The sequence below is a fragment of the Candidatus Binatia bacterium genome (assembly GCA_029243485.1).
GTDB lineage: Bacteria > Desulfobacterota > Binatia > UBA12015 > UBA12015 > VGTG01.
Genome location: JAQWRY010000002.1, coordinates 58,072 through 82,849 on the forward strand (window position 1 = coordinate 58,072; position 24,778 = coordinate 82,849).

A 24,778-nucleotide genomic window follows, 5' to 3' on the forward strand; every position below is an offset into this window, starting at 1 on the left:
GCACTTTAGGTGAGGGCTGATGCTTGGGGAGTCGACGACTAAACAAAAAGGCCGAGACTAACCAACGTCCCCTCCGAACACTCCGGCTTTGCGGAGGGTGGCTATGTCTTCGGGGGTTTTGTTGAGGACTTTGGAGAGGACCTCGTCGGTGTTTTGGCCGACGGTGGGGGCCATGGTGGGGGTTGGGAGGGGCTTGTTGTCGACGTAGACTGGGAGGGGGAGCTGTTCGCAGCCGACGGCGTCGATGGGGAGAAAGGGCATGCGGTGTTGGAACTGGGGATCGTCGCCGACGTTCTTCGTCGTGTTGATCGGGGCGATCGTCGTGTTTTTCTCCGACGCGAACGTGAGCCAATCTTTCACCGTGCGGGTGCGGAAGATGTCGCGTAACTCCGTCTGGAGTTCCTTGTTGCCGCGCGCATGGTCGGCGTACTTCGAGCCGGGCCACTTTTCGAAGAGGTCCATACGGTCGAGGCCTGCGCAGAAGTTCTTCCAGAACGCCTGCTCCGAAGCCATGAACAAGATGTGGCCGTCCTTGGCCTCGTAGGCCTGGTAGCGAACGCCTTCCCACATCCCCGCGAGCCCGGCGGGGCGTCGGACGTAGTCGTCCGAAGGATTCCCCGTGACCTCGTCCTCCGGCCGCAGGTACGCCCTCTCGGTCTCGATGCGATACCAGTCCATGTACGCGGACGCGTCGGACTGGGCCATCTCCATCTCACAGCCCTCGCCCGTCTCGCGGGCCTTGATGACTCCCGCGAGAATCGCCATCGCGGCCATCATAGGTCCGACGTTGATGCCCACGTTCGGCATGTCCCGCGGGATGTGACAGAAGCCCTCGTCGTCGACGACGGGCTGCACAATCCCCGACCACGTGTCGTAAGCAATCCCGTGACTCGGCATGTTCTGGTACGGCCCGGTCGCGCCGTAACCTGAAAGAGTGGCGAATACGATCTTCGGGTTCACCTTCTTCAAGTCGTCGTAGCCGAGCCCCAGCTTCGCCATCGAACCAGGACGCAACGCCTCCACCACGACGTCCGCGGTGGCGACGAGATCCTTGTAGAGCTGCACACCCTCGGGATTCTTCAGGTTCAGCGTGATGCTCTTCTTCCCACGGTGCGTGTGCAGGTGGAGGAGAGAAACGCCGTCCACGATCGGCCACGTCATCTGACGGATGTAGTCACCCGAAGGCGGCTCTACCTTGATGACGTCGGCGCCCATGTCGGCGAAGAAAGTCGCCACGTGCCCCGGGCCGAGGAGACTCGACTCGATCACGCGCACACCAAAGAGAAGCTGCTTGGAATCTTTCACGGAGAAATCCTTCTTCAAGGCTGCCAGTCGTCGCCCTTGCGGGCCCACGGATTGTCTTCGGGGTTCGTCGGGACTGCGAAGCGCGCGGCGCAGGAGGTCATCGTGTTGCCTTCGACGTCCACGTTGACGTCGATCGAGACCCAGCCGCACCCCTTGTCGTCTGTCGAGACGTCGGTGACCTTCCCCGTGAAGACCATGCGGTCTCCACAGAAGACCGATCCCTTCATGCGGAACTGCATCCGTCCGGGGCGGCCCTTCGGTCCGGTCCAGTCCGTGAGATACTTCTCGAACCAATGCGCCAGATTCGGCGTGTTCAGGAAGATGTCCTTCACGCCGTTGCGGTTCTGGGCGAAATCCTTGTCGTGGTGCATCGGACGGATGTCGCGCGTCGCGATCGCACCGAAGGCGACCGTGGTCGCGGTCACGTCGTACGGAAGATCCGGCAGGGTTTCGCCCACCTTCACCTGATCGAGCGTCAGATTCTTCGTCGCGCTCATTTCGCTTCCTTTTTGTAGCCGAACCCGGCGATCTCCTCGCGTACGAGAAGGTCGCCCTTCATGTTCTCGTAGTTCACTTCGATGTTCCAAAAGCGGCCGGTCCCGAGCTTGGTCGTCTTGGGTCCCGTCACCGAACGAAGGATCTGATACTGCTTCACCCGCTCCCCCATCCGCACCGGTTCGAAGAAGATGAGCTCATCGGCGGACATGATCGCCTCGGGGCAGTCGAGCTCGATCTTCAGGTCGAAGTGCGTCCGGAGAGCGAGCCCCTCTTCGTCCCGGTAGGGCGCCCAAAAGTGGGGGCGACACCACACCGAGATCATCGTCGGCGGCGCAATCCAGCCTCCCGTGACGTCCTTCGCGACGTCTTCATCCCAATACAGCGGGTTTCCGTTCTCGACCGACGAGCAGCCCGTCAGAACGAAGCCGCGCTCCACATCGAACTCGCCGTCCTCTTCGTGACGACGCTGGCCGATCCACGACTCAACGATTTCCGGTAGATCCGACATCCGCAGGTCCCCCTCAGGAATCCAGCACGTCGACTGCGACGAGCTCTTCCAAGTACGGCGTGTCCCACCACGAAAGCTGCAGCTGCTTCGATCGGCGGAAGTAGAGCTGCACGTCGTACTCCAACGTGAAGCCGACACCGCCCCAGAGCTGCTCACACATACGCGTGGCGTCCGCGTAGGTCTCGCAGCAGAACAGCTTCGCCATCGGCGCGAGACGTCGGATCGAACGGCCATTGGCTCGACTCCACGCGGCTTCGTGCACAAGAACCCGGCCGCCGTCGATGCGAGTCGACGCATCGGCGAGATAGTGTGCCAATGCCTGGAAGGCTCCGAGAGGCTTATCGAACTGCGTCCGGATCTTGCAGTAGTCCGCCGTGATGTCGAGAGCCTTGTTCGCCCCACCCACCGCCTGCGCTGCGAGCAGAACGATGCCGTCGTACATCGCGGTCTCGAACGTGGCCCAGCCCGAACCAGCTGCGCTGATTCGATCGTCTGCCGAAACCTTCACGTTGCTGAACGTCACGCGATACTGCGCGTCGGCCGACTGCGAGAGAATCTGCCGCATCTCGACGCCACCCGCCTTCGGATCGACCAGGAACAGATCGATGCCCGCATCCGTGCGGGCAAGAACGATCAGCCGATCCGCGGAGCTGGCGAAGTAGACGTGCTGCTTCGTGCCGTTCAGCACGAAGCCGTCGCCGTCCGCTTTCGCGGCGAGTTGGACGCCGACCGGTCCGTAGCCCCGATCCGGCTCGAGCCAGGCGGGCGTCAGAATCGCTTCACCCGTAGCGATCTTCGGCAGCCACGCGCCCTTCTGCGCATCATTCCCCGCCTCGGTGAGCATGCCCCCACTCATGATCGCGGAGACGAAGTGCGGCACGGATGCGAGTGCGCGACCGAGCTCTTCGTAAACCAGGGCCGCCTCGAGCAGGCTCTGCCCGCCACCGCCGTGCTCGGCCGGGATCGTCAGGCCGAGAAGGCCGGATTCCGCCATCTGCTTCCACAGTCCGTCGGAGTAGCCCTTCGGGTCGTCCTCCAGCTTGCGGACGGCATCCATGTCCGAGTGCTCCTCGAACATCGCGCGGGCCATGTCCGTGATCATCTGTTGTTCTTCGCTAAAATCGAGATTCATCGTCGTATCCTCAGTCCGTTCGAGTCGCGTTCAGAAATTCTTGGGCAACCCGAGATGGCGCCTGGCGATGATGTTCTTTTGAATCTCCGACGAGCCACCGCCGATGGTCTCCACGACCGTCGCGCGATAGGCGCCTTCGAAGCGGCCGCGAATTGGACCTTCGTCCTGCCCTTCGCGGATCTGACCGGCGGCACCCTGGATGTCCAGCGCGTCCTTACAGACGCGCTGCGACAGGGCCGTGGCGAAGAGCTTGTACTGCGACGACTGGATCGTCGGCGGCTTCCCGCCCTTCCGCGCCGCACACACAAAGCGCACGCTGAGCCCCTTCGCGACAGCCTGATCGGTCACGATGCGCGCAATCAACCGGCGCACGTTCGGGTCGTCCTTGATCTGGCGATCGTCCCGCTTCGCTTCCTTCGCCCACTCGATGAGCAGCCGCGCACGCTCGGTGCTCGGCGAGAGCGTGAACATCGTGAAGCGCTCGAGATCGAGAGCTTCGGAGATGTACTGGAAGCCCATGCCCGGAGTTCCAACCATGTACTCGTCGGGAACGAAGACGTCGTTGAAGAAGACTTGGTTCGTCGTGTCCTTGCCGATCGTGGGCAGACTCACGACTTCGAGGCCTTTGTCCTTCATCGGAATCAGGAACAGACTGAGCCCGGTGTGCTTCGACGCGTCCTGATCGGTCCGTGCGCCGACCCAGTACCAATCGGCGAAGTGCGCCGAGGTGGTCCAGATCTTCTGACCGTTCAGGTTCCAGCCGCCCTCGACCTTGTCGGCCTTGAGCTGCATGTTCGCCGCGTCGGATCCGGCCTGCGGCTCGCTGTACCCGACCGCGAACTCGACCTCGGCATTCAGAATCTTGGGGAGGAACTCCTTCTTGAGGAAATCACTCCCGTGACGGATCAACGTCTTGCCTATGATCCCGACGCCCTTGCCGATCTGCGGCGCCGAGTGCTTCGCGAGTGCCTCGTTCAGGATGTACTCGTAAACGCCCTCGATCTCCTGACCGCCGTACTCCTTCGGCCACGACATCCCGAGCCAACGCTGGGCAGCGAGCTTCTTCATGAACGCACGACGCTCCGGCGTGTCCGCGAGCTGCGTGAAGTTCTCCCGCGTCGGGTCCATCACGACCGGGTCGTGATTGTCGACCAACCACTTGTCGACCTTGTCGGCGAAAGCCTGTTCCTCAGGTGTAAAATCGAAGTCCACGGTGCGCCCTCCTTGGTGAAGTGAAACGAGCGGGAATTGTCAGTCGAAGCGGGAAGCCCGCCTCGTAGTTCGTCAGTGCGTCAGCTCCGTGCCCGGATGCCATCGAGAAAGACGTCTCCGAGGCACTCGATCGCGCGTCGGCGGCCGCGACGAGGAGCGGCCGGGCCGAGGAGCGTTCCAAAAAAAGTCGTCGCGAAAAGGCCGGTGATCTCTTCTGCGGAGAGGTCCTTGCGAATCTCGCCGCGCTCCTGAAAGTGCGCCACCCAGCGAGTGATCGGCGCGAAGTACGGGTTCTCGTTCCAGTCGTATTCGGGCTGATTCCGGAAGGCCAAGGCGACCAACTCCCGCGCGCTCGTCGCGTTGCCCCGCGTCGAGAGGAGCGCATCGGTCACGAGACGGACGAGGTCCTTGGCCGAGCGCGGGCGCGGGAGCCCGTCGAGGCGGTCGCGAATCTGCTCTTCGACCGTGCCGCGGAAGGCATTGAGCAGGTCTTCCTTGTTCTGGAAGTGGAGATAGAAAGTGCCGCGCGCGACACCCGCGGCACGAACGATGTCCTCGACCTGCACGGCGTCGAAGCCCCGTTCCCGGAATTCGGCCAGAGCCGTGTCATATAGGCGCTGGCGCGTTTCCAGGCGCTGACGGTCCCGGGTGGTCATCCGGGCGGTTTCGGCGGCCGACATTCCCCCTTTTTCTGCCAAATGACGTGTGTCCTGTCAATGACGCTTGTCTATTGAATGGCGGAGCGTCAGTGAAAGCCTCCCTCCGCCCGCAGCAGCGCTTTCCCGGGAGTGCCCGAAGCAGATAGAACTCGTCTCGAGGAGATCGATGTCCATGAAGACTCTCACAGGGCTTTTCACGGCGACGCTTTTGACGGTGTTCGCGGTCGCAGCACCGGCTCAGGATTTCGGCGCGACGCTGCAGCTCGTCGACGAGACCCCCCTGCCGCAGGTCGTGCAGCAGGCGGCGGAGCTGGGGAAGAAACCGGTCCTGGTCCGCGGCACCGTCGCCGACGTCTGCCAACGCAAGGGCTGCTGGACGGTGCTGCAGAGCGGCGAAACCCATGTCCGGGTGCGCTTCAAGGACTACGGCTTCTTCGTGCCGACCGACTGCAGTGGTCGGCAGGCGCTCGTCGAAGGCGTGGTCGAGGTGAAAACGCTCTCCGAGGACATGGCTCGACACTACGAGGAAGAGGCTCGAAACGGCTCGCCCGGCGAGGTCGACGGCCCACGCCAGGAAGTCTCGATGATCGCAACCGGCGTCCGACTGCTGCCGATTCGTTACGAGGCGCCGGCCGCTCCCTGAAGTCCCGGCCCGGCTTCGGGCCTTGCTCGGAGCCCACCAGCTGTCATATCACCTCGGCTGGGCCCCCCGAGGCCCGGGGGGGGGGGAGAATGTCGAAATTCACGAGTTCCGTCTTTGCCGTTTGCTTGACCCTGATCTTCGCCGCGTGCGGCAGCAGCGGTACGAGCCCCACCAGTACCAACAGTGCACCGGGCAGCGACCCGAGCGAGCCCCCCGTCGATCCACCAACCGAGCCCACGGATCCGACCGCCCCCACCGACCCGGAGTGCGCCGACTCGTACGACAGCACCTTCGAGGCAATCCAGACGATCGTCTTCGAGCGCCGCGGGTGCGCGGCGGAAGTCTGTCACGGCAGCGCCGCCGCGGGCGGCCTCGATCTCTCGGCCGACGTCGCCTACGACAACCTCTACAACCAGACCGGTCAGATACGGAACATCCCGCTGGTCCAGCCGGGGCGCAACGACAACAGCCTTCTCTTCTTGAAGGTCGCGGCCGCGACGCTGCCCGACCGATTCGAGGTCCCGGGCGCCGCCATGCCAAACGGGCAAGCGCCACTGTCCAGCGAGGAGCTCGAGCTCCTACGGCTCTGGATCTACTCGGGTGCACCGCGCAACGGGGTAGTTGCGTCGACCGTCAGCCTGATCGACGGCTGCGTCGCCGACCCGACGCCGATCACGATCGACCCCCTGCCACCGCCGGCGCCCGAAGAAGGCATCCAGTTCGTCATGCCTCAGTTCAACCTCGAGGGCGGCTCGGAGACCGAGGTCTGCTTCGCCTCGTACTACGACTTCACCGACCGCGTCCCCGACGAGTTCAAAGACCCGACCGGCACGATGTTCCGATACAAGGGTTTCGACATGCGGCAGGATCCGCAGAGTCACCACCTCATCCTGTACGCGCCCGCGGTTCCCGTCGATAAGGTGCACGACCCGGCCTACGGAGCGTGGACCTGCCGCGGCGGCGAACTGCATGGCGAGGTCTGCGAACCGACGGACCCCGAATCATGCGGAGACGGCCTGTGCGCAAGCGCGACGAAGACCGGCTCGTGTTTCGGCTTTGGCCCATCCGAATTCGGAGCCTCCGTCGACCCCACCGACGTCCAAGGTATCGGCGGCGCGCAGCGCGCGCAGCTGTTCACCGAGTTCGGCGAGGGCGTGTACGCCGAGATTCCCCTGAGTGGGCTCATCTACTGGAACTCGCACGCGTTCAATCTCACCGCGCAGGACCATGCGATGAACGCACGACTGAACTACCTCTTCGCGGACGAACAGAACTTCGTGTCGACCCCGATCCCGGTCGACTTCGGCAGCCTCTATCAAGCCGCCGGGACTCCCCCGTTCACCGAAGCGCGGTACTGCAACTCGCTCACCTTCGAGCCCGGCACCCGAATCACGGAGATCACGCAGCACACGCACCGCTTCGGCCGACACTTCGAGGCATGGCTTCCCGACGGAACGAAGTTCTATGAGAACTTCGTCTACAACGATCCGATCGTGGAGCATTTCACACCTCCCCTCGCCTTCGACGGAGAAGATCCGGCGGAGCGCACGATCAAATTCTGCGGCCTGTTCAACAACGGCGTCGCGAAAGACGGCTCCCCCGACACCGAGACAGTGACGCGAGCCTCGCGCACGCCGGAGAATCAGCTACGCGGCGGCGGCGCCTGCACTCCGGTCGCGTGCGCGGCCGGAAACATCGGCGCGGCCTGCGGCGGTGTGGGCGATGACACCAAGTGCGACTCGAGCCCCGGAGCCGGTGACGGTCACTGTGACGCGTGCGCGATCCAGGCGGGCGTCAGCACCGAGAACTCCATGTTCCTGCTGCTGGGACGAGTCTTCCAAGCGGACTGATGTCCGTGAACAAGCTCCTCCTTCACCTGACCGCACGCGGCGGGAAAAAGGACGAGCTCGTCTCCGCGTTGCCGGATCTTTCCCGGTCGCTGTGCGCCGGTCTTCCGAACGGGGCACGAGCGACGACCCTCGTCGCTCGCGACGACGACCCGATGCGAATGACCGGCACCGGGCGACCCACCCGGGCATTCGACGCAACCCTCGAGATCCGCCTGAGCGAGTCGGACGCGGGCAACAATCTCGCGCGCGCCGTTCGTGATCTGGGCCCCCGATTGGAATCACGGATTCACGCGGACTCGAGCGCCATCCTCGTTGGCGAGAACAACGTGTTCGTCAGCTGCGACCCCACCCCGATTCGCTACCAGTACTGCATGCGACGCCGGGCGGACTTCTCGCCCGCCGCGTATCTCGCGCGCTACGGCGAGGTCCACTCCGCCTTCGGGATCAAGACGAGGGGAATCGCGGGCTACACACAGTTCCACGTCGACGCAGAGGCGAGCCGGCAGGCCGCCGAAGCAAGCGGGTTCGGAATCGGGGAGGTCAGCAGCGTCTCGGAGCTACACCTTCGCTCCCTCAAAGAGTTCTTTGTGGAGACGAACTGGAACCGCTCTCTCGGGGCGCAGGAGGACGAAGACCAGTTCGTCGACCGCGCGAACTCGATCATGTGGCTCTCGGACGCGGCGGCCCGGCTCTAGCGAACCGCTCTTCCGATGGGCTCCGCTACAGCCCCTTGGGACGATTCACGAAGCGACGCGCGTCCGGAGAGAAGAACCACCCACCGCCGGCCTTCGTGCCGCCGTCGACCGGCAGGTTGTGGCCGCTGATGAACGAGGACAGATCGCTCGCGAGAAAGAGCGCCGCGCGCGCCTGATCTTCCGGCCAACCGAGTCGACCGACGGGTGCCCACGCCTCCCACAGCTCCTCACGGTCCTCGTAGCCCTTGATGTAGTCGACCTGCGGCGTCTGGGTGAGATCCGTCCCGATGCCGTTGGCCCGAATGCCCTTGCGTCCGTATGCGACGGCGAGAGACGTCGTGAAGTGCGCCACCGCCGCCTTCATCGCAGCGTAGACCGGCTCTCCCGGAAAGCCGCGCATGCCCTCGACGGAGTGGACGTTCACGATCGCGCCGCCCCCACTCTCGATCATCGGATCGAGAAACGCCTGCGTGACGGCGAACACATGCAGCAGGTTGATCTCGTACATCGCCTGCCACGACTCCGCGTTCGAATCCTGGAACCGGACGAGCGGCCGGTAGTCACCGACGTTGTTCACGAGCACGTCGACGCGACCGTGCTCGTCTAAAACGGCGGCTCGGAGCTTCGCCACATCCTCAGAGCGGCGCACGTCCACGATGTGCGCACGCGCCTTGCCGCCGGTCGCCTCGATGTCTCTCATTGCCGCCGCCGCGCGATCCGCGTCGATCTCGGCAATCTCTACGAGCGCGCCATGCTGGGCGAAGAGACGGGAGATTCCACCGCCGATTCCGTCGCCACCACCCGTGATGACGGAGACCTTGTCGGCAAGAAGCCGGTCCCACTTCTCGATGGGCGGAACGTTCGAAGGACGTTGCGTGCTCACTGTACCTGCCTCCTACGCGACCGCGCCGGCTGCGATGAGTTCGGCCGCAGCTTCGGCGGCGAATCCCAGCGTCTCGGTGAGGATCTCAAAACTGTCAGCACCGAGGATCGGCGCCGGTCCACGCGGCCCGTTCTCGTATCCACTCACGCGGAACTGGTGGCCACTGTAAGGCACCCGCCCCATCTCGGCGTGCTCGTACTCCCGGTGGAAACCCCGATGCCGGAGCTGTGGGTCGACCATCAGATCGCTGCTCCGCTGCACGCGGCCCGCGGGCACGCCGGCAGCAAGGAGCCCATTCATGACCTCGTGGCCATCCCGCCCCTTCGTCCACCGCGCGATGTGATCATCGATCTCGTCGTGCGCAGCGAGACGCCCCGCCCCGTCGTTCAGGCTCGAGTCCATGGCCCAATCCGGATCCCCCAGAGTCGCACGCAGCAAACGCCACTGCGCATCGGTCTCGACCGCGATGGCGCACCACTGATCCTCACCGGCGCACGGGTAGACGCCCTGCGGTGCGGCATCCTTCGCCCGGTTTCCGTTGCGCGAGTACATCTCGCCGGTCGCCTGTCTGGACATCATCTCCGGCGCGAGGAACTGAAGCGCGGCCTCCATCTGGCCCAGGTCGATGTATCGCCCCTCGCCGGTTCGTCGCTGATGGTCGATCGCCGCGAGCAAGGTCGCCGTGAGGAAGCGCGGCGCGACCGTGTCGGTGTAGGCATTCCACGGACCCGCCGGCGGGAGATCGGCCCATCCGGTGAGCTCGTAAAAGCCCGCAACGGCGGCGGCATGATACCCGTAGCCGGCCATGTGCGCGCACGGCCCGCTCTGGCCCATCAGACACGTGCTGGCCATCACCACACCCGGGTTTGCAGCCCGAGCCTGTTCGTAGCCGATGCCGAGGCGCGCCGCGGTGCCGGGAGTGAAGCTCTCCAGCACGACGTCCGCCCACTCGAGGAGCCTGCGACTCACCTGAGCCGCACTCTCGTTCTTCAGATCCAGCGCGAGGCCTCGTTTCGAGGTGTTGAACTCACCGAAGAAGTGCGAGCGATTCCAGCCCGGCTTCCCGCCGATGAACGGACCGGCGGTTCGCAGATCATCGGGCCGTGCTTGCGACTCGATGCGCACGACGTCGGCGCCGTGGTCGGCGAGATACTTCGCAGAGATCGGACCGACACCCACCCAGCTGAAGTCCGCAACCTTGAGCCCCTCGAGCGGAAGGGCACGCGGCTCGTTCACTTCGATTCGCGCTCGGGTTCGCGGCGAACGACTGAGCTCGGCGACGATCTCTTCCGTGTGCTCCCCGAGGAGGGGCGACGGTTGGCCCATCGACACCCCCGCGGTCTTCACGAACACACCAGGCACTTGCACTCCCTGGCCGGTGGGTAGCGTCCGCGGGACGAAGAACTGTCGGGCCTTCAGTTGATCGAAGTCGAGCAATTCATCGATGGTCTGCACCGGCGCCAGCGTCTGACCCATCTCGAGGCCGCGCCGAAATAGCTCGTCCTTGTCGTGCGCCGCGTAGAACCGATCGAAGACGTCGTAGAGTTCCTCACGCGTGACGGCGAACTCACCGCCGCGAAACACGCGATAGTCCCAGGTGGACCAATCCTCGCGGTCTGCGAACTCCTGGTCGACGACGCCACTCTCGAGCATCCACGGCAGAAGACCGAGAAAGCCGACCGCACGGCGGAGACTGACGATGTGGCCATCGCGAGAACGCTGAACCAAACGGAAGCCTACGGGACCGATCTGAAGGTTCGCCCCCTCGCGCTCGAAGTCCCTACCCTGGATTGCGTGCGCGACGGCCGCATTGAGCATCGTCCAGGTCATGGCGGTCTGCGCCGAAACGTCGACGAACACACCTTCGCCCGTCGTCCGCATTCGCGCATGGCCCAGGAGCGCCGCGACGGCAGCCTCGGCCCCGGCGTGTCGCCAGACCTGCGGAACGCTCAGACGAACGGGTGGCCGGCCGGGATCTCCCTGAACCGACATCGGTCCGCCGAGCGCCGCGATCGTGAGGTCGGCAGCCGGGTGGTCGGCGTACGGACCGTCGCTGCCGAACGGGGTCACGCGGACGTGCACGATCTGACGTTGGATCTTCCGGAGTTCGTCGTGGCCGAGACCGAGCCCGTCGAGCAGGCTCGGGGGGCCCGAATCCAAGACGAAGTCGCTGCCGCGGACCAGCTCGACGAACGCTGCGCGGCCCTCGTCCGACTCGAGATCCAGCTCGACCGAACGCTTGCCGCGGTTGTAGGCGGCGAAGCTGAGGCTGCGCTCCGCCTCCGGGCCGTCCGCGAGGAACGGGCCCGTGCGGCGGGCGTCGCTACCGCCGAGCGGCTCGACCCGGATGACGTCGGCTCCGAGGTCGCCGAGGATCATGCCCGCGATCTGGCCGCGGACGTCGGTGAGGTCTAGGGCGCGGTAGGGGGAGAGCATCGGGGTCTTCCTATATGGAAGCTGGGCCGAGCTCTATCAGGCTGACTCTAAGGGGCTAGTAGGAAGCGGGGCCACACTGAAATGTGTCCCCGCTTCCCTCTTCGATTTTTCCCCTTTGCCCCCGCCAGCTGACGGGGAGGTTCGGGCCTAGAACCTGTAGGAGATCTCGCCGCCCCAGGTGCGGGGGAGGCCGGGGAAGTTCACCAAAAAGCCGAAGGTGGAGACCGTCGGGGTCGACCAGTTGATGAAGGTCTCGTCAGTGAGGTTCTTGCCCCAGAGGGCGACCTGGGCGCGATCATCCCAGAAGGCGTACGAGAGGCGCGCGTTCAGGAGGTTGTAGCCGGACTGCACCGAGTCGGCGAGCTCGGGGCCGTTCAGGTGCACCATGCTCTGGTAGTACCACTCGAGGCGCGGCGTGAGCCAACCCTGCAGGATCTCGGCCTCATCAGCCCCTTCGATCAGCCACGAGTACTGGACGGCCAGGAAGCTCGTGAACTTCGGAACGTTGTTGAAGGTCTCGCCCGAGCGGTCGATCGACTGGTCGGTGAGATCGCTCACGGCGTTCGGGAAGTCGTCGTACGTCGCGTCCGTGTAGCCGATGTTGCCGGTGATCTGCAGACCTTCGACCGGGTACGCCTGCGCCTCGATCTCGAAGCCCTTGATCGTCGCCACCGCCGCGTTCTCCGTGATGCGCTGGATGATCGGCACACCCTGCTCATCGAACCCGACGGCCTGGACCGACACCTTCTGGATGTCGTCATACTTGCCGTAGAAACCGGCCAGGTTCAGCGTAAGCCTGTTGTCGAGGTAGATCGACTTCAAGCCCAACTCGAAATTGTTCAGCGTCTCGGGCTGGAACGCCGCGGCAAGGGCATCCGTCCCCTCCTGGTTCCGGGGGCCCGGAAGTGCGTTGAAGCCGCCGCCTTTGAAGCCCTGCGCGTAGGTGAAGTACCCCATGACGTGGTCGACCGAATCCGGCAGAAGATCGAACGGAACCGTCGAAGCGATACTCGCCATCGGCGTCCACGCGGTAAACAGCTCCGAGTCGTTCACTTCGTCGAGCAGGACCTCACCCGTATTCGAAACAAACTGGCTGAGCGTGAGTTCCTTGTTATCCTGCGTGTAGCGAATACCGCCGGTGATGCTCAGCCACTCGGTGAAATCGGCCGTGGCCTGGAGGTAGGGCGCCCACGTCCAGTTCTTGATCTCGGAGACGTTCGTCGTGAAGCGGTTCAGAGGCGGGCCCACGACCGTCGTGCGCGTGTCGGCCGCGTTCTCCCACTGGGCGAATAAGCCACCGACGAACACCAGCATGCCATCGAACGCGGCGCCGTTGACCTGCAACTCACCAGACGTCTGCTGCTGCTTGCCCGGTGCGCCGTCGAACTCGGAACCACCAGCCGTGGAGAGGACGACGACCTCGGCGCTCGTGTTGTCCACGTCGAAGCGCGTACGCGGGATCTGCTCGTTCCACGAACCAAGGGCCTTGATCGCGAGATCCTCGATCTCCCACACGTCTCCGAGGTCGTAGTTGAACACGCCCCACGTACCGTAACCCTCGATGTCCGACATTCCTTGGATGTTGGCGTTGTTCTCGAAAAGCGACGTCTTCTTACACTCGGGGTAGAACCCCCCGTAGAGCGACGAAAGCGGCGCATCTTCGTTCACGACGACGCACCGTCCGCCACGACCGAGAGTGTGCGACCGCGACCACGTTCCCGACAGATCAAAGGTGAGATCGTCGGTGAGCAGGAAGCGAAGGCTCCCCAAGAAGGCGATCTCGTCGCGGTTGCTGTAGTACTTGTCCTGCGCTGTGTTGTGGACGTAGCCGTCGCGGTTTGCCGTGAAAAGCGCCACGCGGCTCAGAAGGAAGTCCTCCACGATCGGCACGTTCAGCATCACCTCGGTCTCGACCGAGTTGAAGTTGCCCGGCCGTACCATCGCGAAGCCTTCGAAGTCGTGATGCGGCTTTACGGTCGTCATGTTGATCGCGCCGCCGACGCTGTTCTTACCAAACAAGGTTCCCTGCGGACCGCGCAGGACTTCGATCTGCTGCACGTCGACGACGCTCAACAGCGAACCGGAGGCGCGCGGCAGGAACACGCCATCGAGGTAGAGCGCGACACCCGGATCGAACTGGATGTCCGGGGCGCCAGTGCCGACACCGCGAATCGCGAACTGCGCCAGGTTGCCCTGAATGCTGTCCTGGAACTGCAGATTCGGAACGAGTTCCGCCACCTGGTCGACACGATAGACACCCGCCTCGCGCAGCGTGCTGGCGGTGAGCGCCGTCACAGCGACCGGAGTGTCCTCGAGTGCCTCTGCCCGTTTACGCGCGCTGACCACGATCTCTTCGACCTGCGTCGTCACCCTGCGGGTCGCGCCGGGGATGTCCCCACCGTCGGCCTCGGCCGCCTCATACTGCGCGTCGGCGGCGTCGATCTCGTCGGTCGTGCCGCCGGGGCTGTCGTCGTCGACGAGATCGCGCTGAAACTCAGCCGGCGCTTCGGTTCCGTCAACGGGTTGTGCAACGGTCGGCGTGGCGAACAGGGTCATGATCCCCAGCACGATGAGGGCGCAGATAATGAATCGGTTACTCAGGTGGAATCTCGATTTCATGGATGGCCTCTCGACGTCGGTCGGTGGCCGACAGAAATCGCCGCAGCCACAAATGTACACTTGACAGATCGTGTCCTATGTAAGATTCCCGACTCGATGGCAACCCTTTCGCCCTCTCTCCCAGGCGAACTCCCGGGTCCTCGGACGAGACCGGTGAGCGTCTCATTGCCGCCACCACCAAATGCCTGAAGAAGTTCGGGGTCGCAAAGACCGGCGTAATCGACATCGTCCGCGAGGCGGGCTCGAGCCAGCAGACCGCCTACCGGTACTTTTCCGGCCGTCGAGAGCTGATCTACAAGGCGTTTCTCCGCGCCACGACCGGATTCCCGATGCCGTCGAGACGCTCGGCGAGGTCCCGAAAGACCCCGTCCTGTCCCAGGCCTTCGGCCCCGGATCGCTGGCGAACCTACGGCCGATCGGCACCGATCAGGCCGCCACGGCACCCTTCTCCCGGGCGTCGCTCCGCTCGTACCGCAAAGCCGTCGGCGACGTGAGCGCCGACGAGATGACGCTGCTCTCGGAGCACGTGAATCGCATCGTGTTGTCCTCGATACTCCTCGCCGAGGGTGATTCGCTCCTGCGCGGCGGAGACCAGGCGCGCGGGAAGTTGCACTCGTGGTTCGACCCGACCGTCGAAAGCTACCAGACAATGGCTAGGAAGCGGCCTCGTCGAGTTTGACCGCGAGGACGACGCGACCGTCGATCCGCCCGAAGAGCCACGAGAAGAAGTCGACGGTGGTCATCTGCCAACCGTACTTCGCACGTAACGCTTGGTACGCCCGGTCCTCGTGCTCTCCCGCAGGAACGACCTCGCACGTCCCCGGAACCCAGTCCCGTGCACCGCCTCCCCGTGCATCGCACGCAGCCACCCGCACCTTCGGATTCTGACGCACGCGCTTCACCTTGTAGGACGAGCCTTCAGTGAAGATCACCATGGTGCCGTCGAGTGGCGCGGCCCACACGGGCGTCTTCACCCCGGTGCCGTCCCGCTTGAAGGTCTCCAGACTTACGTACGTCTCGTCAGCCAGCTCGGTCTTCGCCACGGTCCGACTCTACGGTACCGCCTGCGGAATCGCACCAGCCTCGAAACCCTGTGAAGCCCTGCCCACCCCGGGCTCGCTCCGAGGCGGACGCCTGGCTATAACCTGGGGCACCAACCACGAGGGGTCCTCATGTTGAATTTCGCCATGTGGGGCAAGGCGCTCACCGTCATGCCTCGTATCACCAAGGAAGATTGGGCCGGTCTCGACCTCGTCTCGAGGTGGCTCATCGCCACGCGCTCGGCCGTGATCGTGATGACCTTCACGTCGGCTGCCTTCGCGGGACTGCTCGCCGCAAAGGTCGGCCAGTTCGACGGCCTCTTGTTCGGCCTGTGCGCGCTGGGCCTCTGCCTGGCGCACGCGACGAACAACCTCGTGAACGACCTGACGGACTATTGGAAAGGCGTCGACGAAGGGAACTACTTCCGCACGCAGTACGGTCCGCAGACCGTACAAGACGGCTTCCTCTCTGTCCGTGGACTCATGACGTACGCGATCGTCACCGGCCTCGCGGCTCTCGCCGTCGGCGTGTACCTCGTCGTGCTCCGCGGTGAGGTCGTCTTGTGGCTGCTGGGCTCGGGCGCGTTCTTCGTTTTGTTCTACACCTGGCCGCTCAAGTACATCGGCCTGGGCGAGCCCGCGGTGCTCGCCGTGTGGGGACCGCTGATGGTCGGCGGCACATACTACGTGATTACGGGAGAGTGGAGCAACAACGTCGCCGTCGCGAGCATCGCCTACGCACTCGGCCCGACGGCGGTGCTGTTCGGCAAGCACATCGACAAACTCCCCGCCGACGCTGAGAAAGGCATTCACACGCTGCCCGTGATCCTGGGCGACCAGCTCTCGCGCTACGCCGTGATGGGAATGCTGTTCGCACAGCTCGGGGTCATCTCGTACCTCGTGTGGATCGGGTACTTCAGCGTCACGATGCTGCTGTGCTTCGGTGCGGCGCCGTCCCTCAAGCGCGTCTGGCAGATATACAAAGAGCCGCGCCCGGAAGCACCGCCGCCCGAGTTGCCCGCGGGCGTGTGGCCGCTTTGGTACGTCGCGATCACTTTTTGGTACAACCGCCGCCTCGGCATGCTGTTCCTGATCGGCCTCGCGGCCGACATCGTGATCTCGCGCGTTCTCTAGCTCTGCGGCGTCGCTCGCGCCGACTTATTGTTACTCTCGGTGACGATAGCTGAGCATATTGGCCCCATTTGCAGGGGTTTTTTCTAATTAGGGCGCAAGTCCGGCCGCGCGCAGAATCACGTTGAACACGTAGCTCTGCTCGGCGGTGCCGGTCAGCAAGTGCGCCATGGGGCCGCGGGCATAGCTCGGCACGTCCGCTCCGCCGTGGGTCTCCATCGAGAGAGGCACCTGGGCGGGCTGCTGAAAGTTCGTCGTCGTGGTGTCGAAGCCGGTGAGGTCGGGACGCGGCATGCCGCGCGCGGCACTCGGACCGTTCGCGTAACTGAGCGTGGTGTACGGCATGCCGTCGAGCGCCCGCGCTGGCACGGTCTCCGGTTGACCGGAGGCATCGTTTGACACGACCTTGCCGAGGATCGGATTTCCGCGCGTCGGGTAGCCGGCGATCGTCATCGTGTGCCCGTGGTCGGACGTGACGATGATGAGGGTGTCGTCGGGATCGGTTCGGTCCATCGCCAACTGAACGGCGGCGGCGAGTTCCACGGTTCCCATCAGAGCCCGATACGCGTTGTCGTAGTGGTGCGCGTGATCGATGCGTCCCGCCTCGACGAGCAGAACGTATCCGTCATCGTTCTTCGAGAGAGCGTCGAGTGCCGCAGAAGCCATCTCGGTGAGAGACGGCTCGCCCGCGCGGTCACGGTCCGATTCGAATGCCATGTGATCGGCTTCGAAGAGCCCGAGGACCTGCTCGTTTTTCTTTGGAACGAGACGGAGCAACTGCTCCCGATTCCAGAGGAAGTGACCATCGGGATGTGTCTGCTTCCACCGCGCGATTAGGTCGAGCTCATCGCTTCGAAGCCCGGACACTCCCTCGGGGCCCTCCGCGTCGTCGGGAAGGAAGTACCCGCGACCGCCGCCGAGCGCGATGCCTATCTTCGAACCGACTTCTCCGTCGACCAGTTGCCGCGCGAGATCGACGCAGCCGGCCTCGATCGCCTCAGACGGCATGTCGGCGTCCGATTCCCAGTTCCGCTCGGGCGTGTGGCCGAAGGCTGCCGCCGGGGTCGCATGCGTGAGCCGCGCCGTCGTGACCACACCGGTCGCCATACCCGCCTTCTGCGCAACTTCAAATAGGCTCGAAACCTCACGGCCCGCCGCCGAGGCACAATCGCCACGCGTGACGCCCTCGCTCAGACCGACGATACCCGCCTTCGTCTTGACCCCGGCGAGCAAGGCCGTGCCGGCCCCGGCAGAATCAGCGACCTGCTGATTCGTGTTGTAGGTCTTCAGCAGCGCGCGATGCGGGAGCCGCTCGAAGCTGAGCACGTTCTCTTCGCCGGGCTCACCGCGGAGCTGGCCCTCGTAGATTCGCGCCGCCGTAACCGTCGCGACGTCGAGTCCGTCGCCCACGAAGAGGATCACGTTCTTCGCCTGACCGACTATCCGCCGCGTGGCTTCGATCTCCGCCAGCGTCTTCTCACCGGAACGGAACCAGGGGTCGTTCTCTTGCGCGAGCGTCGGCTCCGCCCGACGACTACCGCCGGCGCAGCCGGTGACGAGAAGCGCGGCGCAAACGTAGAAGAGAAGACGAGACGACACGATGCCTCAACCCGCCGCCGGACACTGCGCTTCGCGCTGACGCCTCGTGCTGTGCACGGGATCGTCGTCGAAGCGCGGAATTACATTCTTTCCGAATGTTTCGATGGAATTCACCGCCTGCTCGCGGCTCATCGTGTTGTTCAGAACACCAAAGATGAGCTGATCGCATCCCACATCGAGATACTTCTGGGCGCCGTGAGCGCAGTCCTCCGGATCTCCGGCAACGAGGAGGCCGGAATCGATCTGCTCCTGGATCGTCTCCGGAGTGGGCTCGGGGATCAGAGCCGGCCACTTCGGGATGCCGTCGGGGTGCGGGAACGAGTCGAGCCAGCGAAACACGAGGCTCTGATAGTACGCGCTTCCGATGCTGCACGCGAGATCGCGCGCCTTCTTCCCGTCCTCGTCACAGATCAAACGACTCACGCAAGCCACGTTGTCGTTCACGTAGTCACCGACCGGATCACAGTCGCGGATCGCCTTCTTGTAGGTCTCTATGAGCGGCGCAATCTGTTCGGGCGGACCGAGCGTGAAGCACAGCGCACCCATCCCCAGCCGTCCCGCCTTCTCGAACGTAGAGGGGCTCCCACAGGCGATCCACAGCGGCGGATGCGGGCGGGTGTAAGGCTTCGGCAGCACGAGTCGGTCGGGCATCGAGAAGTGCTTGCCCTCGTAGGAGTACCGCTCGTCCTTCATCATCCGCAGAATCTCGACCAGAGCCTCATCGTGCATCGAACGAGTGGTGTCTCCGTCAGGGATCCCGAACCCCTGAAACTCGGTGCTCGACGAGCCTCGGCCGACACCGAACTCGAACCGCCCCTCGGTGAGATGATCCATCATTGCGACGCGCTCGGCGACGCGCGCCGGCGGATTCACCGGCGGCGTGATGTTCAGGATCCCGGTCGAGATGTGGATGTTCTTGGTCCGAGCTCCGATGAAGCCGCCGAAGACCTCACTCGCGGAAAGGTGGGAATACTCCTCGAGGAAGTGGTGCTCGGTCATCCACGCGTACTTGAAGCCCACGCGGTCGGCTGCTTCGGCCGTCGCCACCTCATCCATGATTCGCGCGTGCTCGAGAGCACGCTGCGCCTCGGCCTCGGGCTGAAGCGGGACGTGCGCCGAGTGAAAGGTACCGAATTCCATGAGGTAGTCGTGCCATGCCTTCGCGCGTTGCGAAAGCCGAGCGGCTGGATCCCGCGGTCAGCCCACCACGTCGGCCAGGCTCGTCCCCTGGAGCTTCCGGATGGAGCGGTAGAGGGGCATGACCAGCTTCTCGAGCACCCACGGATCGCGGGTCTGCTCAGCAAACGCCGGTCGCGCGGCGAGGGCGACGTGCCAACGCAGCAGATTCGCATGAACGCTGAGATCATACCCCGTGCGGCGCAGTCGGTTGGTCGTGATGAACCACGCGATGTCCAACACCGAAAGGCGATCCCCGATGAGCCACGCGGACGACGCGAGTCGAGCGTCCAGCATTTCGAACACCGCCCGATGGGCCGCGGCCGAGGCGCGCGCGGTCTCGTCGTCGATCCCGTCGCGGGCGTAGTCGCGCCACCACTTCACCTCGAGCGCTCGCTTCGGATTCATGGCGCCCTCTCGTTCGTAGCGCTCGAGAGTCTCCTCGGACTTGATCGCCACGCGCCGCGGGACCAGGAACCCCATCGTCAGGTTCCGCAGATGCACGTGCAGGCTGTCCTCGAGGTCCAGATTCTCCTTGGCCCACGCGCGCTCCTCGGCGTTCTGGGGGAAGAATGGCTCCGCCTCCGATGGGAAGTGACCATCGAGGTACTCCAGGATGTCGTTGCTCTCCACGTGGACGACCCCGTCGTGCACGAGCACCGGCACGACTCCGCGCGGATTGATGCCGAGGTACCAGGCGCTGACGTGCTCCTCGCGCATCAGATCGACCTGGTGGGATTCGTACGGGACCCCCTTCTCATGCAGCAGGACGCGGACCTTCTGCGAACAGGTCGAACTGCGGAAGTGGAGCAGGTGCAGCCCCTTCCAGGACTTCACTTCTACGGTCGCGACCTCATCGTCCGGGATGATCATGGAACGGCGCTCCTCTCAGGCGGGATCAGGCGGGGTCCACCCTTGTTCCCGATGGACCACTCATAGATGATGACTTCATCATGATCCAACCCGAAGGATTGCCGTCTCGTGAGGAACTGCTGAATCGCGCCGAAGCCCTGGTCCCGACCCTAAGAGGCCGCGCGCTCGAAACCGAGAAGCTCCGCCGACTTCCCGCGAGCACCCTCGAGGACCTGCGACGCACGGGACTCGTGAGCATCGTGCAGCCCGCGAGCGGCGGCGGGCTCGAACGCAGCTTGACGGACTTGCTCGAGGCGACGGCCACGGTGGCGCGCGGCTGCGGCTCTACGGGCTGGTGCTTCGGTGTAATGGCCGTTCACAACTGGCTCGTCGGACTCTTCCCCGAGGCGGCGCAGCGCGAGGTGTTCGAGAACCCGCGCCCGTCGTTCGCAGCCGTGTTCGCCCCCATGGGGAAATCGGATCCCGCCGAAGGCGGCGTGCGGCTCAGCGGACGCTGGTCGTTCGCAAGCGGGTGCGACAACGGAGATTGGGTCGCCGTCTGCGGAAAACTCACCGGTGAAGCGCCCGACCTCCTCATGCACCTGGTTCCGAAGAGCGACTTCACGATCGACGACACGTGGTTCGTCGCCGGCCTGCGCGGCACCGGCAGCAAGGATATCGTCATCGATGACGTCTTCGTCCCACAGCACCGGACGATGTCGCTGATCCAAGCGGCGATGGGCAACTGTCCGGGACACGCCGTGAACGACGGCCCGCTGTTCCGCGTCACCTTCACCGGCGCTCTCACCATCGCCCTTGCCGGCGCGGCACTCGGGATCGCCGAGGGAGCCATCGAGGCGTTTCAGGAGCAGCTGCAGAAGCGCGTCTTCGTTTTCACCGGGCAAAAGCAGAAGCAACAGCCGGCGTCGCAGCTGCGCCTCGCGGAAGCTGCGGCCGAGGTCGACGCGGCGCGCCTTCTGGTCATGGACGCCTGCAAACGAATGGACCGCGACGCCACCGACGGGGAGGTTCCGGACGAAGCCTCGCGAGTCCGATACCGGCGCAACGCCTCGTACGCCGTGCGACTCTGCACCCGCGCGGTCGACCGACTCTTTGAGGCGAGCGGCGGCGGCGGCCTGCGCGACGACGCGCCTCTCCAGCGTGCCTTCCGGGATCTGCACGCGGTCGGCGCACACGCGATCCTCGTGTGGGACACATCTGCCGAGATCGCGGGACGTCACATGGTCGGACTCGAGCTCGGCCCCGTGATGATCTGATGGGCCTCCCCGACGCGAAACCCACGCGCGGCAGCCGCCGAAAACAGCGGAACCGAGAGCGGCTGGTCACCGCAGCCGCCACCATCCTGTCGCGAAAGGGAGTCGATGCCGCCACGATCGCGGAGATCACCGAAGAAGCCGACCTCGGCTTCGGAACGTTCTACAACCACTTCGAGTCGAAGGAGGCGATCGTCGACGAGGTTCTGTCGAGCGGCTTGGAAGCGCTCGGGGCCGCGCTGGATCGTCTCACCCAGGGCATGGACGATCCCGCCCGCGTTCTCGCGACATGCTTCCGACACCTCCTGGCCACGCCCGACCGCGATCCGGTGTGGGCCTGGTTCATCCTCCGCATGCCCGACGCCAGTACGCGGCTGACGCAGCACTTCCAACATCGCGCGCTGCGCGACGTCGAGGAGGGCGTGCGCAGCGGCCGGTTCAAACGTGGTCACGCGGCGAGCTTGACCATTGCACTCTCCGGCCTGATTCTCGAAGGCATGCGGGCGAAGCTCTCCGGCACAGCGACCAACGAGATCGACCCGCATCTCACGTCGTACTCGCTCCGCCTGCTCGGGGTCAGCGAAGACGAAGCGCAGCAGCTCGCGCACGGACCGCTTCCTCCGATCGAGTAGCCTTTACGTAACCACGAGCGTGTGAGCGCAAAACTCTTGACCAACGGACTCCCGTTCAGAATCGCAGCGCTGATCGCGATCCTGGCGATGGCCCCGATCGCCTGGGCGCAGATGTCTCGAGGAGATGGCGACAGTCGGGTTCGAGCCCGGCCCGCTCGAGCGGGAGCTGCAGTCGTTCCTCCCGCTGTTCAAGAACCTCGCGGGAAAGTTCGCGGATCGGCTGCCGCTGCCCATCGACTTCGACTTCGCGTTTGTCGCCCAGTGAAACAAGCAGGTTTTCACGTCGAACCAGATTACTTTCCGCGATCGGACCTTCAACATTCCATCGTCGAACTTCAGCCTTTTGGACAACACCTGGACCTCCTATGTCGGCACCATCGATGCCTGGGTGCTCCCCTTCATGAACATCGACGGGCTCGTCGACATCACCTACGTCACGAGCGACATAAACATCTTCAACGAGAACATCGAGACTTTCGCCTTCGCGCTTCCGCGTTCGACATCGGGGGCGAAACCATCGGGATCAACTTCAAGGTGAAGGAGAAGAATCCGTGGAACACCGCTGTCGCTCTACGCGCGGTCCTTTTCCACCGGCTTGACGTTTCCGTCTCCGGCGCGTTCGGAGCCCGGACCGGCTAGGAGTCGACGATTCGCGCCGCGGTGTGCTCGTCGTAGTAGTCCAGCTTGTGCAGCGGCATCACTACGCTCGTGAGAACGTTCGTCGAGTGCGCGCCGATCCGCTTGTAGTAGCGCGTGCCGAGAACCACTGCCGTCGCGGCGCCCGCGTCGTACCCGCTCCGGGCGATCCGCACGATGAGTGCGTCGCAGCGCTGCCCCGTCGTCTTGCCCTGCTGGATGAGCTCCATCGCGCGCTCGCGGTCCGACTTCTGGAAGATGTCGAGTGTCGCGGAAAACGCGCCTTCTACTTCGACGCGGATCTCACGGAGCTCGGCGACGATGTCGTCGTCGGGCAGGAGCTCGGGGCGGAAGTCGTGAACCTCGGTCAGATTCTTCGCGTAGTCGCCGATACGCTCGACGTCCTTCACGAGACTCATGAGCAGAAGACAGTACGGCAGGTCGGCGCTATTGAGGCCAAGCGAGAGATGCTTGATGACCTGTTTGCGGATCCGCCGCTCGAGCTTGTTCACCTTCACGTCACGACGGTAGATCTCAGTCCGCTCTTCCGGCTTTCCGGCTTCGCCGAAGTAGAGCTCCCCGGCTGCAACCGTGAGCTGGCGAGACATCTCAAGCATCTGGGAGAAGTTGTCTCCCATCTCTTTCAACGGCTCGGTGGAACGCAACAGATCCAACATCTCGCGAAGCATATGAACGCCTCCAGGTCCTACCGTAGGTATTGATCGATTGCCGCGAGCACCGCGGGCAAGCCGTAGAATAGCACGACGACGTAGATCAAAGCCCAACGTCGAGAACGGACTGCCACATCGCCCAGCCAACGCGCTGCGCGGAGGGGAAGCTCCCGGACTCGCTCGATCGGGAAGATCAGCACGGTCGCTGTCAGATTGAACAGAAGGTGGACGAGCGCGATCGTGATGCCGGCACCCGCGTTAGCCCCGGTCGTCGCGAGAGCCGCGAGCAGCGCCGTCACGGTCGTCCCGATGTTGGCTCCGATCGTGATTGGGAAGGCCTGCGCGAGCGTCACCACACCTGCGCCGGCGAGCGGGACGAGAAGAGACGTGGTGATGGAACTCGACTGAACCATCACCGTCACGACGACTCCGACGAACATCGAGAGCAGCGCCGCCTTCTCGAGGCCCTTGGAGACCAGAGACTCGACGCGGCTCGAAGTGGCCGCGCGCATCACGCGAACGATCATGAACAATGCGACGAAGATCACCCCGACCGAGAGACTGATGAGAATCAAGGCCTGGGCCTGGGGTGATTCCACCAACTCGGCGACGAACTCCTTCACGGGCTTGAGGGTGGCTTTCAGCGCGCCCTTGATCGGGCTCTGGTACTTCACGCCGCCGATTCCCGTGACGAGCTGCTCGAGGTACTCGGCACTGCGTCGCAAGTACCCGGTCATCATCTCGAAGGGCAGCAAGATCGCGACGGCCATGAAGTTGAAGAAATCGTGACAGGTCGCCACCGAGAAGGCCCGCCGGAACTCGTCCGGTCGACCGGCATGCCCCAGCGAAACGATCGTGTTCGTAACCGTCGTGCCGATGTTCGCGCCCATGATCATCGGCACTGCGTTCGCGACGGGAAGCGGATTCTCCGGCGCCGCCACCAAGCCGACGATGAGCGCCGTCGAAACCGACGAACTCTGCACCAGAGTGGTCGCAAGAAGCCCGACGACCAACCCCATGAATGGATTGTCCGTCGCGTTGAAGAAGACGTCGAGCAGCCCTTTGCCGAGAGACTTGAAGCCGTCTCCCAATCCGTTCACGCCGAGCAGGAAGAGGAACAAAAGCGCAACAACCGTCACGAACCGAACGAATGGACTCTCGGCAAAAGACGGAGGAATCACCGGGGGACGCGCCGGAGGTGTCGAATCAGCCATGGAGTGCCCAGGGACGAGACGCCTGAACAGCTCCTCGATCCGTCGGCTGACTGCGCAGAACGAGCATGCCGCGCGTAGTACCCTGCCCGCCGACGCAGTCAACCCTTGCCCCC

Annotated in this window: 24 protein-coding genes; 8 read left to right on the forward strand and 16 right to left on the reverse strand. The window is 64.2% G+C overall.

Translation table 11 applies throughout. The features are described from left to right. Positions 1-57 precede the first annotated feature (57 nt). The 6 genes from P8R42_01970 to P8R42_01995 form a co-directional block, all read right to left on the reverse strand. Positions 58-1,305, reverse strand: a complete 1,248-nt coding sequence (locus P8R42_01970; GenBank protein ID MDG2303413.1) for a CoA transferase — start codon at positions 1,303-1,305, stop codon at positions 58-60. A gap of 14 nt (positions 1,306-1,319) precedes the next feature. After that, complete coding sequence (locus P8R42_01975) at positions 1,320-1,802, reverse strand: hypothetical protein (GenBank protein ID MDG2303414.1); 483 nt, start codon at positions 1,800-1,802, stop codon at positions 1,320-1,322. Continuing rightward, the gene (locus P8R42_01980) at positions 1,799-2,311 is read right to left on the reverse strand and encodes a MaoC family dehydratase N-terminal domain-containing protein (protein MDG2303415.1); all 513 of its coding nucleotides are present in this window, start codon (positions 2,309-2,311) and stop codon (positions 1,799-1,801) included. The genes P8R42_01975 and P8R42_01980 overlap by 4 nt, the downstream gene beginning before the upstream one ends. Positions 2,312-2,324: 13 nt before the next feature. Then, positions 2,325-3,443, reverse strand: a complete 1,119-nt coding sequence (locus tag P8R42_01985; protein ID MDG2303416.1) for an acyl-CoA/acyl-ACP dehydrogenase — start codon at positions 3,441-3,443, stop codon at positions 2,325-2,327. Between the two features lie 30 nt (positions 3,444-3,473). Next, the gene (locus P8R42_01990; GenBank protein MDG2303417.1) at positions 3,474-4,655 is read right to left on the reverse strand and encodes an acyl-CoA dehydrogenase family protein; all 1,182 of its coding nucleotides are present in this window, start codon (positions 4,653-4,655) and stop codon (positions 3,474-3,476) included. Between the two features lie 80 nt (positions 4,656-4,735). Further along, positions 4,736-5,335, reverse strand: coding sequence for a helix-turn-helix domain containing protein (locus P8R42_01995; protein ID MDG2303418.1), 600 nt, complete (start codon positions 5,333-5,335; stop codon positions 4,736-4,738). A 151-nt stretch (positions 5,336-5,486) separates the two neighbouring features. Between P8R42_01995 and P8R42_02000 the strand changes: the two genes are divergently transcribed. The 3 genes from P8R42_02000 to P8R42_02010 all read left to right on the forward strand — a co-directional run bounded on the left by P8R42_02000 (position 5,487) and on the right by P8R42_02010 (position 8,502). After that, positions 5,487-5,957, forward strand: coding sequence for a DUF4920 domain-containing protein (locus P8R42_02000; GenBank protein ID MDG2303419.1), 471 nt, complete (start codon positions 5,487-5,489; stop codon positions 5,955-5,957). 89 nt (positions 5,958-6,046) lie between these two features. Further along, entirely contained in the window at positions 6,047-7,807 is a 1,761-nt protein-coding gene (locus P8R42_02005) for a hypothetical protein (protein MDG2303420.1), read from the forward strand. Between the two features lie 5 nt (positions 7,808-7,812). Continuing rightward, the gene (locus P8R42_02010) at positions 7,813-8,502 is read left to right on the forward strand and encodes a hypothetical protein (GenBank protein MDG2303421.1); all 690 of its coding nucleotides are present in this window, start codon (positions 7,813-7,815) and stop codon (positions 8,500-8,502) included. A gap of 25 nt (positions 8,503-8,527) precedes the next feature. Here P8R42_02010 and P8R42_02015 read toward each other — a convergent pair whose 3' ends face one another. The 5 genes from P8R42_02015 to P8R42_02035 all read right to left on the reverse strand — a co-directional run bounded on the left by P8R42_02015 (position 8,528) and on the right by P8R42_02035 (position 15,483). Beyond that, positions 8,528-9,385 carry an SDR family oxidoreductase gene (locus P8R42_02015; GenBank protein ID MDG2303422.1) on the reverse strand — a complete coding sequence of 286 codons (858 nt, stop codon included), beginning with the start codon at positions 9,383-9,385 and terminating at the stop codon, positions 8,528-8,530. 12 nt (positions 9,386-9,397) lie between these two features. Next, on the reverse strand, positions 9,398-11,821 hold the full coding sequence (locus tag P8R42_02020; protein ID MDG2303423.1) for a CoA transferase: 2,424 nt from the start codon (positions 11,819-11,821) through the stop codon (positions 9,398-9,400). Positions 11,822-11,968: 147 nt separating this feature from the next. Continuing rightward, positions 11,969-14,440: a TonB-dependent receptor gene (locus tag P8R42_02025; protein MDG2303424.1), complete on the reverse strand. Its 2,472-nt coding sequence runs from the start codon at positions 14,438-14,440 to the stop codon at positions 11,969-11,971. A gap of 406 nt (positions 14,441-14,846) precedes the next feature. Further along, the gene (locus tag P8R42_02030) at positions 14,847-15,053 is read right to left on the reverse strand and encodes a hypothetical protein (protein ID MDG2303425.1); all 207 of its coding nucleotides are present in this window, start codon (positions 15,051-15,053) and stop codon (positions 14,847-14,849) included. 40 nt (positions 15,054-15,093) lie between these two features. Continuing rightward, positions 15,094-15,483, reverse strand: a complete 390-nt coding sequence (locus P8R42_02035; GenBank protein MDG2303426.1) for a PPOX class F420-dependent oxidoreductase — start codon at positions 15,481-15,483, stop codon at positions 15,094-15,096. A gap of 129 nt (positions 15,484-15,612) precedes the next feature. Here P8R42_02035 and P8R42_02040 point away from each other — a divergent pair, with 129 nt between their 5' ends. Beyond that, positions 15,613-16,614, forward strand: a complete 1,002-nt coding sequence (locus P8R42_02040) for a prenyltransferase (protein MDG2303427.1) — start codon at positions 15,613-15,615, stop codon at positions 16,612-16,614. Positions 16,615-16,701: 87 nt separating this feature from the next. On the opposite strand, the gene P8R42_02045 is transcribed toward P8R42_02040, so the two are convergent. From P8R42_02045 to P8R42_02055, 3 genes are read right to left on the reverse strand one after another with little or no spacing between them, the layout of a single operon-like run. Continuing rightward, the gene (locus P8R42_02045) at positions 16,702-18,210 is read right to left on the reverse strand and encodes an alkaline phosphatase (protein ID MDG2303428.1); all 1,509 of its coding nucleotides are present in this window, start codon (positions 18,208-18,210) and stop codon (positions 16,702-16,704) included. 6 nt (positions 18,211-18,216) lie between these two features. Next, entirely contained in the window at positions 18,217-19,350 is a 1,134-nt protein-coding gene (locus P8R42_02050; GenBank protein ID MDG2303429.1) for an LLM class flavin-dependent oxidoreductase, read from the reverse strand. A gap of 57 nt (positions 19,351-19,407) precedes the next feature. Next, the gene (locus tag P8R42_02055; GenBank protein MDG2303430.1) at positions 19,408-20,259 is read right to left on the reverse strand and encodes a glutathione S-transferase family protein; all 852 of its coding nucleotides are present in this window, start codon (positions 20,257-20,259) and stop codon (positions 19,408-19,410) included. Positions 20,260-20,339: 80 nt separating this feature from the next. On the opposite strand from P8R42_02055, the gene P8R42_02060 reads away from it, so the two are divergent. The 4 genes from P8R42_02060 (at position 20,340) to P8R42_02075 (ending at position 22,682) form a co-directional block, all read left to right on the forward strand. Beyond that, complete coding sequence (locus tag P8R42_02060) at positions 20,340-21,515, forward strand: acyl-CoA dehydrogenase family protein (GenBank protein MDG2303431.1); 1,176 nt, start codon at positions 20,340-20,342, stop codon at positions 21,513-21,515. Then, positions 21,515-22,144 carry a TetR/AcrR family transcriptional regulator gene (locus P8R42_02065; GenBank protein MDG2303432.1) on the forward strand — a complete coding sequence of 210 codons (630 nt, stop codon included), beginning with the start codon at positions 21,515-21,517 and terminating at the stop codon, positions 22,142-22,144. The genes P8R42_02060 and P8R42_02065 overlap by 1 nt, the downstream gene beginning before the upstream one ends. A 124-nt stretch (positions 22,145-22,268) precedes the next feature. Then, positions 22,269-22,409 carry a hypothetical protein gene (locus P8R42_02070; protein ID MDG2303433.1) on the forward strand — a complete coding sequence of 47 codons (141 nt, stop codon included), beginning with the start codon at positions 22,269-22,271 and terminating at the stop codon, positions 22,407-22,409. 78 nt (positions 22,410-22,487) lie between these two features. Further along, positions 22,488-22,682, forward strand: coding sequence for a hypothetical protein (locus P8R42_02075; protein ID MDG2303434.1), 195 nt, complete (start codon positions 22,488-22,490; stop codon positions 22,680-22,682). A 97-nt stretch (positions 22,683-22,779) separates the two neighbouring features. On the opposite strand, the gene P8R42_02080 is transcribed toward P8R42_02075, so the two are convergent. After that, positions 22,780-23,457 (reverse strand): PhoU domain-containing protein, encoded by a 678-nt coding sequence (locus P8R42_02080; protein ID MDG2303435.1) that lies wholly within the window; start codon positions 23,455-23,457, stop codon positions 22,780-22,782. 29 nt (positions 23,458-23,486) lie between these two features. Further along, positions 23,487-24,590, reverse strand: a complete 1,104-nt coding sequence (locus P8R42_02085) for a Na/Pi symporter (protein ID MDG2303436.1) — start codon at positions 24,588-24,590, stop codon at positions 23,487-23,489. Positions 24,591-24,778 lie beyond the last annotated feature (188 nt).

Coding starts and splice junctions, on each gene's coding strand:
- P8R42_02005 (MDG2303420.1), top strand. CDS start 6,047: ATGTCGAAATTCACGAGTTCCGTCTTTGCCGTTTGCTTGACCCTGATC.
- P8R42_01980 (MDG2303415.1), bottom strand. CDS start 2,311: ATGTCGGATCTACCGGAAATCGTTGAGTCGTGGATCGGCCAGCGTCGT.
- P8R42_02025 (MDG2303424.1), bottom strand. CDS start 14,440: ATGAAATCGAGATTCCACCTGAGTAACCGATTCATTATCTGCGCCCTC.
- P8R42_02020 (MDG2303423.1), bottom strand. CDS start 11,821: ATGCTCTCCCCCTACCGCGCCCTAGACCTCACCGACGTCCGCGGCCAG.
- P8R42_02065 (MDG2303432.1), top strand. CDS start 21,515: ATGGGCCTCCCCGACGCGAAACCCACGCGCGGCAGCCGCCGAAAACAG.
- P8R42_02000 (MDG2303419.1), top strand. CDS start 5,487: ATGAAGACTCTCACAGGGCTTTTCACGGCGACGCTTTTGACGGTGTTC.
- P8R42_02080 (MDG2303435.1), bottom strand. CDS start 23,457: ATGTTGGATCTGTTGCGTTCCACCGAGCCGTTGAAAGAGATGGGAGAC.
- P8R42_01995 (MDG2303418.1), bottom strand. CDS start 5,335: ATGTCGGCCGCCGAAACCGCCCGGATGACCACCCGGGACCGTCAGCGC.
- P8R42_01975 (MDG2303414.1), bottom strand. CDS start 1,802: ATGAGCGCGACGAAGAATCTGACGCTCGATCAGGTGAAGGTGGGCGAA.
- P8R42_02040 (MDG2303427.1), top strand. CDS start 15,613: ATGTTGAATTTCGCCATGTGGGGCAAGGCGCTCACCGTCATGCCTCGT.
- P8R42_02055 (MDG2303430.1), bottom strand. CDS start 20,259: ATGATCATCCCGGACGATGAGGTCGCGACCGTAGAAGTGAAGTCCTGG.
- P8R42_02050 (MDG2303429.1), bottom strand. CDS start 19,350: ATGGAATTCGGTACCTTTCACTCGGCGCACGTCCCGCTTCAGCCCGAG.
- P8R42_01985 (MDG2303416.1), bottom strand. CDS start 3,443: ATGAATCTCGATTTTAGCGAAGAACAACAGATGATCACGGACATGGCC.
- P8R42_02060 (MDG2303431.1), top strand. CDS start 20,340: ATGATCCAACCCGAAGGATTGCCGTCTCGTGAGGAACTGCTGAATCGC.
- P8R42_02070 (MDG2303433.1), top strand. CDS start 22,269: ATGGCGACAGTCGGGTTCGAGCCCGGCCCGCTCGAGCGGGAGCTGCAG.